The 14,909-nt window shown below is 72.6% G+C and carries 12 protein-coding genes; 8 read left to right on the top strand and 4 right to left on the bottom strand.

The genetic code is table 11. The features are described from left to right. Nucleotides 1–126 precede the first annotated feature (126 nt). Nucleotides 127–1,284, bottom strand: a complete 1,158-nt coding sequence (locus ACZ4XD_RS29810; protein WP_468047094.1) for an acetyl-CoA C-acetyltransferase — start codon at nt 1,282–1,284, stop codon at nt 127–129. Nucleotides 1,285–1,400: 116 nt separating this feature from the next. Further along, on the bottom strand, nt 1,401–2,183 hold the full coding sequence (locus ACZ4XD_RS29805) for an SDR family oxidoreductase (protein ID WP_468047092.1): 783 nt from the start codon (nt 2,181–2,183) through the stop codon (nt 1,401–1,403). Between the two features lie 228 nt (nt 2,184–2,411). On the opposite strand from ACZ4XD_RS29805, the gene ACZ4XD_RS29800 reads away from it, so the two are divergent. Both ACZ4XD_RS29800 and ACZ4XD_RS29795 read left to right on the top strand, forming a co-directional pair. Beyond that, nucleotides 2,412–3,611, top strand: a complete 1,200-nt coding sequence (locus tag ACZ4XD_RS29800) for an acyl-CoA dehydrogenase family protein (RefSeq protein WP_468047090.1) — start codon at nt 2,412–2,414, stop codon at nt 3,609–3,611. After that, nucleotides 3,611–4,660, top strand: a complete 1,050-nt coding sequence (locus tag ACZ4XD_RS29795; RefSeq protein ID WP_468047089.1) for an acyl-CoA dehydrogenase family protein — start codon at nt 3,611–3,613, stop codon at nt 4,658–4,660. The genes ACZ4XD_RS29800 and ACZ4XD_RS29795 overlap by 1 nt, the downstream gene beginning before the upstream one ends. Before the next feature lie 28 nt (nt 4,661–4,688). On the opposite strand, the gene ACZ4XD_RS29790 is transcribed toward ACZ4XD_RS29795, so the two are convergent. Further along, on the bottom strand, nt 4,689–5,294 hold the full coding sequence (locus tag ACZ4XD_RS29790; RefSeq protein ID WP_468047088.1) for a PadR family transcriptional regulator: 606 nt from the start codon (nt 5,292–5,294) through the stop codon (nt 4,689–4,691). A 191-nt stretch (nt 5,295–5,485) separates the two neighbouring features. Between ACZ4XD_RS29790 and ACZ4XD_RS29785 the strand changes: the two genes are divergently transcribed. The 3 genes from ACZ4XD_RS29785 to ACZ4XD_RS29775 all read left to right on the top strand — a co-directional run bounded on the left by ACZ4XD_RS29785 (nt 5,486) and on the right by ACZ4XD_RS29775 (nt 11,055). Next, nucleotides 5,486–7,717, top strand: coding sequence for an FUSC family protein (locus ACZ4XD_RS29785; RefSeq protein ID WP_468047086.1), 2,232 nt, complete (start codon nt 5,486–5,488; stop codon nt 7,715–7,717). A 285-nt stretch (nt 7,718–8,002) separates the two neighbouring features. Next, nucleotides 8,003–10,561 (top strand): ATP-dependent Clp protease ATP-binding subunit, encoded by a 2,559-nt coding sequence (locus tag ACZ4XD_RS29780; RefSeq protein WP_468047084.1) that lies wholly within the window; start codon nt 8,003–8,005, stop codon nt 10,559–10,561. Next, nucleotides 10,558–11,055 (top strand): DUF6328 family protein, encoded by a 498-nt coding sequence (locus tag ACZ4XD_RS29775; protein WP_468047083.1) that lies wholly within the window; start codon nt 10,558–10,560, stop codon nt 11,053–11,055. Before ACZ4XD_RS29780 ends, ACZ4XD_RS29775 begins: the two co-directional genes overlap by 4 nt. 100 nt (nt 11,056–11,155) lie before the next feature. Here ACZ4XD_RS29775 and ACZ4XD_RS29770 read toward each other — a convergent pair whose 3' ends face one another. Further along, complete coding sequence (locus ACZ4XD_RS29770) at nt 11,156–12,184, bottom strand: hypothetical protein (protein ID WP_468047081.1); 1,029 nt, start codon at nt 12,182–12,184, stop codon at nt 11,156–11,158. 430 nt (nt 12,185–12,614) lie between these two features. Here ACZ4XD_RS29770 and ACZ4XD_RS29765 point away from each other — a divergent pair, with 430 nt between their 5' ends. The 3 genes from ACZ4XD_RS29765 to ACZ4XD_RS29755 all read left to right on the top strand — a co-directional run bounded on the left by ACZ4XD_RS29765 (nt 12,615) and on the right by ACZ4XD_RS29755 (nt 14,905). Then, nucleotides 12,615–12,806, top strand: a complete 192-nt coding sequence (locus ACZ4XD_RS29765; protein WP_468047080.1) for a DUF6381 family protein — start codon at nt 12,615–12,617, stop codon at nt 12,804–12,806. A 248-nt stretch (nt 12,807–13,054) separates the two neighbouring features. Then, nucleotides 13,055–13,951: a DNA/RNA non-specific endonuclease gene (locus ACZ4XD_RS29760; RefSeq protein ID WP_468047078.1), complete on the top strand. Its 897-nt coding sequence runs from the start codon at nt 13,055–13,057 to the stop codon at nt 13,949–13,951. A gap of 18 nt (nt 13,952–13,969) precedes the next feature. After that, on the top strand, nt 13,970–14,905 hold the full coding sequence (locus tag ACZ4XD_RS29755) for a hypothetical protein (protein WP_468047077.1): 936 nt from the start codon (nt 13,970–13,972) through the stop codon (nt 14,903–14,905). Nucleotides 14,906–14,909 lie beyond the last annotated feature (4 nt).

Below are 14,909 nucleotides of genomic sequence, written 5' to 3'. Positions count from 1 at the left end.
CCCCCCCCCCCCCCCCCCCCCCCCCCCCCCCCCCCCCCCCCCCCCCCCCCCCCCCCCCCCCCCCCCCCCCCCCCCCCCCCCCCCCCCCCCCCCCAGGGTGGGTGAAGACCTCGTTCCGCGGGGCCGTCAGAGCCGCTCGATGATCGTGACATTGGCCTGGCCGCCGCCCTCGCACATGGTCTGCAGTCCGAACCGGCCGCCGGTGCGCTCCAGTTCGTGCAGCAGCGTCGTCATCAGCCGGACGCCGGTCGCGCCGAGCGGGTGGCCGAGGGCGATGGCGCCGCCGTTGACATTGACCCGCTCCGGATCGGCGCCGGTCTCCTTCAGCCAGGCCAGCACCACGGGCGCGAACGCCTCGTTGATCTCCACCAGGTCGATGTCGCCGATGGACATCCGGGTCTTCTTCAGCGCGTACGCCGTCGCCAGGATCGGTGCGGACAGCATCCGGATCGGGTCCTCGCCGCGCACCGACAGATGGTGGATACGGGCGCGCGGGGTGAGACCGTGGTCGGCCACCGCCCGTTCGGAGGCCAGGAGCATGGCGGCCGCGCCGTCGGAGACCTGCGAGGAGACCGCCGCGGTCAGCCGGCCGCCCTCGACGACCGGTGGCAGGGCGGCCATCTTCTCCAGCGAGGTGGTACGCCGGGGCCCCTCGTCGGTGGTGACGTCCCCGTAGGCGACGATCTCACGGTCGAAACGGCCCTCGTCGATGGCGTGGACGGCCCGCCGGTGCGAACGGAGCGCGAACTCCTCCATCTCCGCACGGGAGATCTGCCACTTGGCGGCGATGAGTTCGGCGCCGTGGAACTGGTTGACGGGCGCCGCGCCGTAGCGGGCCCGCCAGCCCTCCGAGCCGGCGAACGGTCCGTCGGTGAGTCCCAGCGGGGCGGCTGCCTGGCGGCTGGCGAAGGCGATCGGGATCTGCGACATGTTCTGTACGCCGCCCGCGACCACCAGGTCCTGGGTGCCGGAGAGCACGCCCTGGGCCGCGAAATGGACGGCCTGCTGGGACGAGCCGCACTGGCGGTCCACCGTCACGCCGGGCACCTCCTCGGGCAGTCCGGCGGCCAGCCAGCACGTCCGGGCGATGTCCCCGGCCTGCGGTCCCACCGTGTCCAGACAGCCGAAGACCACGTCCTCGACGGCCGCGGGGTCGGCGCCGGTGCGTGCCATCAGCGCCGTCAGTACATGGGCGCCCAGATCGGCGGGGTGGACGGCGGAGAGCTTGCCGCCCTTCTTGCCAACCGGGGTGCGGACCGCGTCAACGATGTAGGCCTCGGGCATGGTGGTCTCCCTGGTCAGATTCTGCGGAGGTGCCGGTCGGTTCCGCAAGGCGGTGCCGCCGGCGGGTGCGGGCGGCGAACTCCTGGAGGCCGAACGGCGGGCCCGGCCGCCGCGGCTCACGCATGCTGGGAGCTGACGGACACCGTTTCGCCGGTCATGTACGAGGCGTAGTCGCCGGCCAGGAAGACGATGACATTGGCGACCTCCCAGGGTTCGGCATGGCGGCCGAACGCCTCACGCTCGGTGAGCTCCGCGAGCAGCTCGGGGGTGGTCACCTTCACCAGATGCGGGTGCAGGGCGAGGCTGGGCGAGACCGCGTTGACGCGGACGCCGTACGCGGCGGCCTCCATGGCGGCGCACCGGGTCAGCGCCATGACCCCGGCCTTGGCCGCGGCGTAGTGCGCCTGGCCGCGCTGGGCGCGCCAGCCGACGACGGAGGCATTGTTGACGATCACGCCGCCCTCGCCGGCGGCCTTCATCCGGCGCAGTGCGGCCCGGGTGCAGCGGAAGGTGCCGTTCAGCGTCACATCGAGCACCTTGCTCCACTGCTCGTCGGTCATCTCGACGAGATCGGCGGTGCCGCCGAGCCCGGCGTTGTTGACCACGATGTCGAGCCGCCCGTGCTGCTCCTCCGCCCGCTCCAGCAGGGCATTGACCTGGCCCTCGTCGGTGACATCGCAGGGCAGCGCGGCCACCCTCCCGGCCCCGAACTCCGCGGCGAGCGCCGCGGCACTCTCCTTCAGCCGGCGCTCATGGGCGTCACCGATGACGATGCGGGCGCCTTCCTCCAGGAACCTGCGGGCGGTGGCGCCGCCGATGCCGGCTCCGGCGGCCGCGGTGATGACGGCGGTCCGGCCGTCGAGCAGATGGTGGCCGGGCACGTACGGGGGCGGTGTCATACGCGAGCCTCCAGCGGATGGTCTCCAGGCCGGTCCGGGTGCGGGCGATCCGGTCGCGGAGCAGCCCGGGCACTCGCGAGCGGCGGGGCCTCGACGCTGCTCATGGCGCTACGTTAACCTACCAAACACTTGTTAGAGAAGGAGCGCGATGGCGATGCCCGCTACCCACGACAAGACACCCCCGCACGCCGGGCCGCTCCCCTGGCCACCACCGGAGGCGGACGCCTGATGGACCTCCACTTCACGGCCGCCGAGGAGGAGTTCCGGGCCGAGGCCCGCGCCTGGCTCGCCGGCCATGTACCCACCACCCCGCTGCCGTCCCTGGAGACCGCGGAGGGGTTCGCCGCCCACCGGGAATGGGAGCAGCAACTCGCAGCGGACCGCTGGTCGGTCGTCTCCTGGCCCGAGGAGTACGGCGGCCGGGACGCCTCGCTCTGGCAGTGGCTGCTCTTCGAGGAGGAGTACTACGCCGCGGGCGCCCCCGGGCGGGTCAGCCAGAACGGCATCAGTCTGCTCGCCCCGACCCTGTTCGAGCACGGCACCGACGAGCAACGCACCCGGCTGCTGGGCCCCATGGCACGTGGCGAGGTCATCTGGGCGCAGGCCTGGTCGGAGCCGGAGGCGGGGTCGGATCTGGCGTCGCTGCGCTCGGCCGCCGTACGGGCCGACGGCGGCTGGCTGCTGAGCGGGCAGAAGACCTGGTCGTCCCGGGCCGCGTTCGCCGACCGCGCCTTCGGGCTGTTCCGCAGCGATCCGGACACCGCCCGGCCGCACCAGGGGCTCACCTATCTGATGTTCCCGCTGGACGCCCCGGGCGTGACGGTACGCCCCATCGGCCGCCTCGACGGCAAGCCCGCCTTCGCCGAACTCTTCCTCGACGAGGTCTTCGTGCCCGACACGGACGTCATCGGCGAGCCCGGCCAGGGCTGGCGGATCGCGATGAGCACCACCGGCAAGGAACGCGGTCTGACGCTGCGCAGTCCGGGCCGCTTCACCGCGGCCGCCGAGCGACTGGCCGCACTGTGGCGCGAGGCCCCCGAGGGGGCCGCCCCGGCCCTCGGCGAGCGGGTGGCCGACGCCCTGATCGGCGCCCGCGCCTACCAGCTCTTCACCTACGCCCACGCCTCCGAGCTCGCCGCCGCCGAAGGGGCCGCCCCCGCTCGCACACAGTCCGGCGGCCTCGGTGCCGAGTCCAGCCTGAACAAGGTCTTCTGGTCCGAGCTGGACCTCGCCCTGCACGAGACCGCCCTGGACCTGCTCGGCCCGTACGGAATGCTCGCCGACGACGCCGACGAGGCGCCCGCACACGGGAGTTGGGCCGAGGGCTACACCTTCTCCCTCGCCGGTCCGATCTACGCCGGAACCAACGAGATCCAGCGCGACATCATCGCCGAGCGACTGCTCGGCCTGCCGAAGGGACGCCGTTGATGCGGTTCCTCCTGACCGATGAGCAGCGGGAGTTCGCGCAGGCACTGGACGGCATGCTGAGCGCGTCCGGCACCCCGGCCGTGGCACGGGCCTGGGCGGCCGGCGACCACCGGCCGGGCCGGGCGCTGTGGACGCGGATCGCCGAGGCGGGAGTGTGGGGACTCGGCGTTCCGGAGCGGCACGGCGGGTCGGGGCTCCTGCCGGTCGAACTGGCGCTCTCCTTCGAGGAGTTGGGCCGCCACGCCGTCCCCGGACCGCTGGTGGAGACGGTGGCGGCGGCCGTGTTCCTGGAACGACTCGGTGCGGACGCGGAGGCCGGGGAATGGCTGCCGCGGATCGCCTCGGGTGGGGCCGTCCTCAGCCTCTGCGCCGGGGCGGGTCCGTACGCCCTGGACGCGGAGGCTGCCGTTCCGGCCCGCCACGCCCTGGACGCCGCCGATCCGGCCCCGTACGCCCTGGACGCCGACGCCGCCGATGCCGTCCTCGTGATCCGGGGCGACACGGCCTCCCGTACGGACACCCACGGCCCGGTCCAGTCCTCCCTCGACCCGGCCCGGCGGTTGGCCCGCCCGCTCGACGGCACGGTGCTGGCCCGGGGCCCCGCGGTGACCGCGGCCGCCGCGCACGCCACCGAGGTCGCGCGGCTGCTCACCGCCGCCCAGTCCCTCGGCCTCGGCCGCGCTCTGCTGGCGGCGACGGTCTCCTACGTCACTCAACGCACCCAATTCCGGGTGCCCATCGGCTCGTTCCAGGCGGTCAAGCACCGGCTGGCGGACACCCTCATCGGACTGGAATTCGCCCGACCGCTGGTCCATGCGGCGGCGCTGGCGCTGGCGGCCGGGTCCCCGTCGGCGGGCCGGGAGGTGGCGGCAGCGAAGGTCGCGGCAGGCGAGGCAGGCTACGCCGCCGCACGCACGGCACTCCAACTCCACGGCGCCATCGGCTACACGGAGGAGCTCGACCTCTCCCTCTGGATACGCAAGGCCCGCCCCCTGCGCGACGCCTGGGGCACCCCGGCCGACTGCCGCGCCCGGGTCCTGGCGGGGTGAGAGGGGGGCGTGCCCCGCCGGGCGGCCCTCAGAAACGCCGCCGCTCCCGCTCGTCCAAGTCGGCCAGCATGGCGTCGGCCAGGTCGCGTTCGGCGGCGTAATAGCGTTCCGACCACTTCAGGACCAGGGCGGGATAGGCCCATGCCTCCTCGTCGCGGGTGTCCTCGGCGTCCACCTCGGCGCGCTGCCGCATGGTTTCCGCGTACTGGCGGTGCCGGCCCAGTACGTCGCGCATCCGGTCGGTCTCCAGCAGGTGCCCGAGCCACATGCGCAGCATCACGCCGTGTTTGAGGACCGGGGGCTCCACGGGTGCCTCGCGGGCCCAGTGGCGTACCGCCGCCATTCCGGCGTCGGTGATCACGTAGACGCGCTTGTCGCGGTTGCCGGTTTCCTGGGCGACCATCCGCGAGGTGACGTAACCGACCTTCTCCAGACGCTTCAGCTCGCCGTAGATCTGGCTGAAGGACGGGCTCCAGTAGAAGAGGCGCAGCGACCAGTCGGACCATTTCTTCAGGTCGTAGCCGGACAGCTCCTCGCCGAAGGAGAGCAGGCCCAGGACCGCCCAACTGGTCGCCGGCAGCGCCGGTCGCTCGGCATCGCCGGTGTCCGCCCTCGTCTCCGTCACGTGCGGCATCCTACGGTCCGCGCCCGTCCGCTCCTCGCCAACTCCGGTTCCGCTCCTTGGCATTCCTGCTAGAGCTGTGCCGGTTGGAAACACCGCGGGGAGGCGGGCTCGGGGCGGTACAGGGTCCCGCGGGGCGGGAGGGGCGGGAGTGGCAGGCGTCACGCGGTGCGGGCCCGGACCCGCTGGCCAATAGTGGAAAGGTGAGTTCGCAGCAGGAGGGTTCTCCGGGGCCCGGGCCGCGGCGTTCGGCCGGTGGCCCCGTCAGGGCCGGGTCGCGCAGGCTGCGCTACCTGCTGGAGCACGGCAAACACGGAGTGCAGGGGCACCACACGGTGGTCGGCAACGCGGTCCGGGTGACGGTCGCCTCCTGTGCCGCCTTCTATCTCTGCCGTTACGGGCTCGGTCTGACCGTGATGTCCGTCTACGCCACCTTCACCGTGGTGTCGCTCGGTGCGCTCGCCCGGATTCCGGGCTCCGGGCGGCAGCGTGCCACGACCGTCCTCACCGCGCTCCCCGCCGGGCTCGTGCTGATCACGCTGGGCACCCTGCTCGCCGTCCAGACCTGGGCAGCCGTCGTCGGCATGCTCGTCATCGGCTTCATGGTGGCCTACGCGGGCACCACAGGGCCGCGGATCGCGGGGGCGGCGCCGGGGATGCAGCTGCTCTACATCCTGCCGTGCTTCCCGCCGTACGCGCCGGACACCCTGGGGCAGCGGTTGTCCGGCTTCCTGCTGGGAGCGGTGCTGCTCGCCCTGGGCGAGCGCTTCGTGATGCCCGAACCGGACACCCCGTCCTTCCGCCGGCTGCTGGCCGGCGCCGCGGACGCCGCCGCGCGCCTGGCGGACCACCACGGCGGGCCCCCTCCCGTACAGGCGCTCGCCGCGGCGCGCACGGCCGGGGAGGCGCTGCGTCCCTCCTGTGTGCCGCCCGCCGACCGGCCCGCCTCCCCCAGCGTCGCCCACAAGGCCATGGCGCACGCCGCCGAGTCCGTCCGCACCCTGCTGGCGCGGCTGGACGCCCTGCACACCGGGGCCGGGCCGCAGCGGGAGTACCAGCCGGAGACGGTGGCGCTGCTGGAGGGCATCAGCGGCGCCGCCCGCGAGGCGGCGGGCGCGCTGCGGCAGCACAGGAAGCGGCTGCGGCCCGGCGAGGGACCGTCCGCCACGGCCCTCCAGGAGGAGCTGGCGCCGGTCCGGGCACACCGGGCCGTGGACACCCTGGAACGGCTCAGCACCGATGACCGGCTGGTGTATCTGCGGCGCCGGTCCCAGGTGGTGCAGGCCGCCGACTGTGCCGTCGTCCTGGTCCTGGCCACCCGGCTGATGCTCGGTGACCGTTCCGTCGAACGGAACCCCGCCGGGCACACCTTCGCGTACGCGCGGGCCGGCGTCCTCGGGCTGTGGTGGCAACGGCTGACCATGCACCTCACCCCCCGTTCGGTGATCTTCCAGAACGCCTGCCGGTTCGCGCTCGGGCTGGCCGCGGCGCGGGCCATCGCCGGTCTCCTCGACCTCCAGCACGGCTTCTGGGTCCTGCTCGCCACGCTCACCCTGACCCGTACCACCAGCCTGGAGACCTGGTCCGCGGTCCGGCAGGCGCTGACCGGCACGCTGGTCGGCGCGGTGCTGGCCGGCGGGATGCTGGCGCTGGTCCACGACCGGGACACGGTGTACGCCGTCGTCCTGCCCGTGGTCATGCTGGTGGCGTTCACCGCGGGGCCGTTGCGCGGGCTGGCCTGGGCGCAGGGCGGCTTCACCCTGGTCGTCGCCACGCTGTTCGCCCAGGTCTCCCCCGTCACCTGGCAGCTGGCTCCGGTGCGGCTGGTGGATGTGCTGGTCGGCAGCCTGATCGGGCTGGCGTGCGGGCTGGTGGCCTGGCCACGGGGCGCGAGCGGCGAGGTGCGCCGCAGCATGGCGACGCTCTGCTCGGCGATCGCCGACACCATCGGGCACACCACCACACGGGTCGTCGAACGCTCCGGCAGCACCGAACTCTTCGCCCTCAACCGGGCTCTCGTCCTCGCGCAGGAGAGCCTGGCCCAGTACGAGTCCGAGCCGCGGGAGGACGCCGTGCAGCCGGACTGGCCCGCGCTGCTGGTGGCCGGGAAGGACGCGCGGCGCGGTGAGCGGCTGCTGCCCGGCCGCCCCGGCCGGATCGCCTCGCCGGAGGTCGGTGCCTGGCTGCGGCAGGCGGCCGACCGGACGGCGGCCGACTACCGGTCCCTCGCCCAACACCTCTGCACGGACGGCGGCGCGCCCCGGGACGGCCCGCAACCGCTCGATATCCGCGCCCTGTTGGCGGTCGCCCCGGCCATCCCGCGCCACAGCCCCGACACGGAGACCCGCGCGCTCTCCGCCGCGCTGCTGCTCGACTCGGTGATCTGGCTCGACGCGCTGACCGCCGATCTGACCCGTCTCCACAAGGAGATGTGACGCCGTTGGCGCCGGACCCGGGGAGCATCGCCGCCGCGGCCGCGCGCCGTGCGGTGCGGTGGTGCGCGTCGGACCGGACGTATGACAGGGGGCGGGGCGTGCCCGGCTCCCGTCGCCCGGGTGCGGATGGAGTTGCTGGCCCTGATCCTGAAGCAGTGGGGCCGCGTACGACGTGTCGCGTCGCGTCTCCCGGGCACCCGGCAGGGCAGGAGCACGAGGCAACAGCACAAGGCACCCGACAAGGCAGCATGTCGCGGTACCGCCGTGACAGCGGAACGGACACACATGAGCAATGGATTCATGGGTCCGGAGGGTTACGGCCCGGACCCGTTCGGTGACTTCCTCGCGCGCTTCTTCGGTTCCGCGCAGTCCGCCGGCGGTGAGCAGGGCAAGGGCATGCCCCGGCAGGCGGACATCGCGCGCATGATGAGCGCCCCCGCCCGGGACCTGGTGACCTCCGCAGCCGCCTACGCCGCCGAGCACGGCAGTCCGGAGCTCGGCACCGAGCATCTGCTGCGGGCCGCCCTGGCGTCCGAACCGACCCGCAGCATGCTCCAGCATGCCGGGGCGGACCCCGATGCGCTGGCGGCCGAGATCGACCGCGCCGCCGGTTCGGGCCCGAAACAGTCCAGCGTCGCCGTGACGCCCGCGGTCAAGCGGGCCCTGCTGAGCGCGCACGAGCTGGCACGGGACAACGGTGCCTCGTACATCGGCCCGGAGCATGTGCTGGACGCCCTGGCGGCCAATCCGGACTCGGCGGCGGGGCGCATTCTCAACCTCGCCCACTTCGAGCCGCAGGGCACCCCGCCGGGCGGGCACGGCGCCCCGCACCCCGGCTCCGAGCACGGCGCCGCACCGAAGCACGACACCCCGACGCTCGACAAATACAGCCGCGATCTGACCGACCTGGCCCGCGCGGGCCGGATCGACCCGGTCATCGGCCGCGGCGAGGAGATCGAGCAGACCATCGAGGTGCTCTCCCGCCGGGGGAAGAACAACCCGGTGCTGGTCGGCGACGCGGGGGTCGGCAAGACGGCGATCGTCGAGGGCCTGGCCCAGCGCCTCGCGGACGGGGACGTCCCCGAGACCCTGACGGGGCGCCGCGTCGTCGCCCTGGACCTGACGGCGGTGCTCGCCGGGACCCGCTACCGCGGTGACTTCGAGGAGCGGATGAACGGCATCATCGAGGAGGTCCGGGCGCACCCCGACTCGCTGATCGTCTTCATCGACGAGCTGCACACGGTCGTCGGGGCCGGCGGCGGCAGCGGGGACGGCGGTTCGCTGGAAGCGAGCAATATGCTCAAGCCCGCCCTGGCGCGCGGGGAGCTGCATGTCATCGGCGCCACCACGCTGGAGGAGTACCGGCGGCACATCGAGAAGGACGCCGCGCTGGCCCGCCGGTTCCAGCCCATCCTCGTGCCCGAGCCGAGCGTCTCCGACACGGTGGAGATCCTGCGCGGACTGCAGGACCGCTACGAGGCACACCACCAAGTGCGTTACACGAAGGAGGCGCTGGTGGCGGCGGTCGAGCTCTCGGACCGCTACATCGCCCACCGTTTCCTCCCCGACAAGGCGATCGACCTGATCGACCAGGCCGGCGCCCGGGTCCGGCTCCGTACGGGGGCCAAGGCCACCGATGTGCGCGATCTGGAGCGTGAGGTGGAGCAGCTGGTCAGGGACAAGGACCAGGCGGTCGCCGCGGAGCAGTACGAGCGGGCCACCGAGCTGCGGGACCGGATCGCCGACCTCACCGCGCGGATCGAGGCCGGGCAGGCGGAGCCGCCGAGCGACTGCCACATCGTGCAGGTCACCGCGGAGGACATCGCGGAGATCGTGTCGCGGCAGACCGGCGTGCCCGTGAGCAGTCTGACCCAGGAGGAGAAGGAGCGGCTGCTCAAGCTGGAGGAGCGGCTGCACACCCGGGTGATCGGGCAGGACGACGCGGTGACGGCCGTCTCCGACGCGATCCTGCGCTCGCGGGCCGGGCTCGCCGACCCGGACCGCCCGATCGGCAGTTTCCTCTTCCTCGGCCCGACCGGCGTGGGCAAGACCGAACTGGCCCGGGCGCTCGCCGAGGCGCTGTTCGGCAGCGAGGAGCGCATGGTGCGGCTGGACATGAGTGAGTATCAGGAGCGGCACACCGTCAGCCGGCTGGTGGGCGCGCCCCCGGGATACGTCGGCCACGAGGACGCCGGCCAGCTGACCGAGGCGGTGCGCCACCACCCCTATTCGCTGCTGCTGCTCGACGAGGTGGAGAAGGCGCATCCCGATGTCTTCAACATGCTGCTCCAGGTCCTCGACGACGGGCATCTGACCGACTCCCAGGGCCGCACGGTCGACTTCAAGAACACCGTCATCGTGATGACCAGCAACCTCGGCTCCGATGCGCTCAGCGGCGGTCGCGGGGTGCTCGGTTTCGGCCCGGACATCTCGGGGGCGGAGGCCGGCGACGGCGCGCGGGAACGGGCGCTGAGTTCCCTGCGCGAGCACTTCCGCCCGGAGTTCCTGAACCGGCTCGACGAGATCATCGTCTTCCGCCGGCTCACTGACGATCAGCTGCGCCAGATCACCGAGCTGCTGCTCGACGGGACCCGCCGCAGGCTGCACTCCCAGGACATCGCCGTGGACTTCACCCCCGGCGCCGTGGACTGGCTCACCCACCGCGGCCATCAGCCCGAATACGGGGCCCGGCCGCTGCGGCGCACCATCCAGCGCGAGGTCGACAACATGCTCTCGCGGCTGCTGCTCGACGGCGCCCTGGCCAACGGGGACGAGGTGCGCATCGAGGTGGAGGCCAATGAGCTGGCGTTCCGTACCGGCAAGAAACAGCAGGAGTCCGGATGACGCCACTGGGCCCGCGTGACACGTCCCAGGGACGCCATGAGTCGCCGGAGGAGCGTGCCGACCGGCGGTGGAACGAGCTGCTGCAAGAGGTGCGGGTCATACAGACCGGGGTGCAGATCCTCTTCGGGTTTCTGCTCACCGTCGCCTTCACCCCGCGCTTCCCCACGCTCAGTCAGACCGACAAGACCATCTACGTGGTGACGGTGCTGCTGGGGGCGGCCACGACCGGCGCGCTGATCGGGACGGTGACCTTCCACCGGCTGGTCACCGGGCACCGGCTGAAGCCGGAGACGGTGCTCTGGGCCGCGCGTCTGTCGATGGTCGGGATCGTGCTCCTGCTGGCGACGGTGGCCTCAGCGCTGCTGCTGATCCTGCGCATCGCCATGGACGACACCGCCGTCCCCTGGATCGTCACCGGACTCGTCGCCTGGTTCATGCTCTGCTGGTTCGCGCTGCCCGCCTGGGTGCTGCACCGGTACTCGGACCGGGAATGACGCGGACCGGGAAGGAGCTGCCGCACCACGGGCAAGGGCGCGGGCCGGGACCACATGAGGTTCCCGGCCCGCGCCCTGAGCGGCCGTGTGCTGTCGGCGGTCACACGCCCGCGGCGGCCGCGCCCATACGGCGCGGGCGGTAGAGCAGGGCCGCACCCGCGAGCCCGGCGCTGACGATCGCCAGCCCCACCGCGAGCAGTTCGGGCCACATGCCGGTGTCGCCCAGGCCGCTGCCCAGTGGGGCGAAGACCCCGGCGCGGGACAGCGCGTGCAGGGCGATGATGATCATCGCCGCGGCGGCACTCACCGTCCAGACCAGGGCGGTGTCGTGCATCGCCAGCCAGCCGGCCAACAGCAGGTAGACGATGGCGATGGCCATCGAGAGCCCCGCGGTCGCCTGGGCGCCCTGGAGATGCGTCGAGTTCACCGGCAGATGGCTCAGCCCGCACAGCGCCAACGCCAGGGCCGCGGGCCAGCGCAGCACGGACCGCAGCACACCGGGCATCGCATAGCCCGGCTGGCGGGGTGTGTCGTCCTCGGGCCCCCAGCGCGGACCGCCCTGCGGCATCGTGCTCGCGGACCGCTGGGCCCACGGGGGGCGGCTGGGCGGCTGGTTCATCGGGGATTCGCCGGGCGCGCCGTACAGCGGCTGTCCGTCGCGGCCCAGGGGACGGACGTCGGGGTCGAGGACGTGCATGGACGCGGTGCGCTCCGGTTCGAGAGGGTCACCGGGGCCACCGGGGCCACCGGGACCGCCCGGTCCACCGAAGCCGCCGGGGCCGGGCGGGAACTGTTCGACGAGGCCGTGGACATCGGCGCCGCCGTCTCCCGACCCGCCGAACAGCTCGATCAGCTGGGCGACCTCCTCCACGGATCGGTCCACGGCCACCGCGCGCAGGGCCTCATGGCTCGATTCCGCGGTGTGCGGGGTGGCTCTGAGCATGTCGAAGAGCGCGGCGACCTCGCTCACCGGCCGGGAAACGACCGCCATACGCAGGGCTTCGTCGCCGGGGTTGGGCACGTCGCCACTGCGCTTGAGCCGTTCCACCAGGGCGGCGACTTCCTCCAAGGGCCGATGGGTGACTGCCTCCCACAGAAGTGTGCGGGCCGAGTTTTTCTCAGGGGTCATGGGCGGAAAGTGCTCGCCGGGTTCTGTCGAGGACAGTTCGGCGTCGCCCCCACAAAGAGCTGGTTCGGATGACATGGAGGGACTCCACTGAACGAGGGGAGCGTCAAACACCAGAAGCGCTGACACTCGGCGGACTGTGAGCGTGCTGTGCTTCAGCCAACGTCCCTACCGGCCGCTCTCGCCATTCAGGAAGGCCATCCGGTGGAGACACGCCGGAATGCCCGGGCGCGCCGCGGTCGGCGGTCCCGTCCCGGCCGGACTCGGTTGGGTTGCGGACCCGCCGGGAAACGGCATGAGCGGCGCCTGTTCCGCTCCGGGAATCACGCCCGGATACCCGACCGTACGGAGCGTGACCACCGAGGTGCCAAGGACCGTCGACCCTGATTAGCTGGTAAGTGCAGCTCTCCATACACCGTTCAAGGACAGAATCATGAGCGCATCAGGAGAATCACGCGCACGAATCCAGCAGATGCGTGACAAGGCCCAGGAACTCCAGGCGGCCGCGGAGCGGGCGAGTGACCCGGAGGAGCAGAAGCGGCTCCGGGAGAAGGCGCGCAGGCTCCGGTCCCAGAGCGAGCAGGAAAGCGGTATGGCCAGCGGAGACATCTACCCCGCCGACTGACGGCCACGGTGCTCGCGCCAGGCGGAATCAGACATGGAGACGGCGGACGGGACGCGCCCTGGGGGTGCGTCCCGTCCGCCGTGTTCCGTCACACCGTGAAGGGCTGCTGCTGAAGACGGGCGCGGCGCCGCGCCCCACCGCCTGAACGGTCCCGCCGCGGCCGGGGCGGCGCCGGTGCGCCCGGCTGTTCGAGTGGCTTCGAGGTGGGCACCGATCGGCGGTCCGCACCACCGGGAAGCGCTAATCCCATGATCCCATCAGACTCCCTGCGGGCCGCCGGTCCGGCGGCCGGGACCACCTTCCGGCCGCCGCTGGCGGACCGTGCGGGCTATGACGAGCACTTCCTCGGGGTTCCGGTGCCGCTGCCGCTGCCCAGCCGCCCCGAGGTGGCGACGGTGGTGCTGCCCTACACCCACTTCACCGTGGTGTTGCGGCCGGACCGGCGGATGGCGGCGGCCACCGCGGTCTGCATCGACGGCCGGCGTCTGCTGGATCATGTGCCGCGGGAGAGCAGCTGGCAGTTCGATCCGCGACTGGACAAGGCGCACCAGGCGGGCAATGACCTGTACCGCGACAACTCGCTGGACAAGGGACATCTGGTGCGCCGGCTCGACCCCGTGTGGGGTACGGCCGCCGAGGCGGACCAGGCCAACGAGGACACCTTTCACTACACGAATGCGGCCCCGCAGGCGGACGTCTTCAACCAGGGCAAGAAGCTGTGGCAGGGGCTGGAGAACTATCTGCTCGACCACGCCGCCGACTTCGACCGCAAGCTCGCCGTACTGACCGGGCCGGTACTGCACGACTCCGACCCGCCGTACCGGGGCGTGCAAGTGCCGCTGCGTTTCTGGAAAGTGGCGGCATTCCTCCAGGACGGCGCGCTGGCGGCGACGGGGTACGTCCTCGACCAGAGCCCCGATCTGACCCGGGACGCGGAGCGGGCGCTGGCCGGGGCGCAGGCGGGAGCGCCGCCGCCACTGGGGGCGTTCCGGACGTTCCAGGTGCCGGTGCGGGATGTCGCCGAGCTGACCTCGCTGGACCTGGGGCCACTGCCCGACGTCGATCTGATGCCCGTCACCCTTGCTCCGGCCGAGCGCTGGAAGCGGCTCGCGTCGCACGACGACCTCGTGCTGCGGCGCGGCTGAGGCCGGGAGGCGCGAGCGATGCGACCCACGGTCGTCTATGTCCACGGGAACGGGAACAAGGTCCGCTCGGAGCTGCTCAAGTCGCAGTGGGACACGGCGCTGTTCGGCCGGGACATGGCCGGGGCGTCGCGGATGGCGTACTGGGCCCCGGTGCGCTATCCGGAGCCGCTCCCCGACTTGCGGCCGGATCCGCTGGACGGCGGTACCGAGCTGATCGAGGAGACGCCGGCCGCCGTGGACCGGACCGCGACGGAGTCGCCGGAGGACTTCGTGGCGCGCACGCTGGGGGAAGCGCGGCTCGAAGCCGGGGAGTTCGCGCTGGAGGGGCGGGCCGGGGCCGATGAGAGCGCGCTGGTCGACTGGCTGCGGAAGATGACCTACCTCGCGGACACGCTGGCACAGGCCGGCGAGCCCGAGGAGCCCGGTGCGGCGCTGCCGTTGGAGACGCTGCCGCTGCCCCGGGCCGGCCGTACGGCGGTGTTCCGGCTGCTGGTCAAGCACGCCTTCAAGGACGTGCACGCCTATTTCTTCGGCGGTTCGGGGCCGGCGATGCGGGAGGTGGTCAAGGAGACGCTGGCGGAGGTGGACGGCGGCCCGCTGGTGGTGGTCGGGCACAGCCTGGGCACGATCCTCGCCTACGAGGTGCTGATGGAGCAGGGGCGGGAGGTGGAGCTGCTGGTGACCGTCGGATCGCCGCTGGCGATCACCGAGGTGCAGGACCATCTGGCCCGGCCGCCGGCGGTCCCGGCCGGGGTCACGGCCTGGCGCAACGCCTCGGACCTGCGGGATCTGGTGGCTCTCGACCACACCTTGCGGCCCGAATACGCCCCGCAGGAACGGGTCACCGATCTGCTGGTCACGAACGACAGCGGCAATCACCACGGCATCAGCGAGTATCTGTCGCAGCACGAGGTCAGGGCACCGGTTCAGCGGATCTTCGACGGTACCGGGTAGGTGC

The sequence above is a fragment of the Streptomyces sp. NPDC029466 genome (genome assembly GCF_055574515.1).
This window is presented reverse-complemented; position numbering and strand designations above follow the sequence as displayed.

Coding starts and splice junctions, on each gene's coding strand:
- ACZ4XD_RS29760 (WP_468047078.1), top strand. CDS start 13,055: ATGATCCCATCAGACTCCCTGCGGGCCGCCGGTCCGGCGGCCGGGACC.
- ACZ4XD_RS29795 (WP_468047089.1), top strand. CDS start 3,611: ATGCGGTTCCTCCTGACCGATGAGCAGCGGGAGTTCGCGCAGGCACTG.
- ACZ4XD_RS29805 (WP_468047092.1), bottom strand. CDS start 2,183: ATGACACCGCCCCCGTACGTGCCCGGCCACCATCTGCTCGACGGCCGG.
- ACZ4XD_RS29765 (WP_468047080.1), top strand. CDS start 12,615: ATGAGCGCATCAGGAGAATCACGCGCACGAATCCAGCAGATGCGTGAC.
- ACZ4XD_RS29790 (WP_468047088.1), bottom strand. CDS start 5,294: ATGCCGCACGTGACGGAGACGAGGGCGGACACCGGCGATGCCGAGCGA.
- ACZ4XD_RS29800 (WP_468047090.1), top strand. CDS start 2,412: ATGGACCTCCACTTCACGGCCGCCGAGGAGGAGTTCCGGGCCGAGGCC.
- ACZ4XD_RS29775 (WP_468047083.1), top strand. CDS start 10,558: ATGACGCCACTGGGCCCGCGTGACACGTCCCAGGGACGCCATGAGTCG.
- ACZ4XD_RS29755 (WP_468047077.1), top strand. CDS start 13,970: ATGCGACCCACGGTCGTCTATGTCCACGGGAACGGGAACAAGGTCCGC.
- ACZ4XD_RS29780 (WP_468047084.1), top strand. CDS start 8,003: ATGAGCAATGGATTCATGGGTCCGGAGGGTTACGGCCCGGACCCGTTC.
- ACZ4XD_RS29770 (WP_468047081.1), bottom strand. CDS start 12,184: ATGACCCCTGAGAAAAACTCGGCCCGCACACTTCTGTGGGAGGCAGTC.
- ACZ4XD_RS29810 (WP_468047094.1), bottom strand. CDS start 1,284: ATGCCCGAGGCCTACATCGTTGACGCGGTCCGCACCCCGGTTGGCAAG.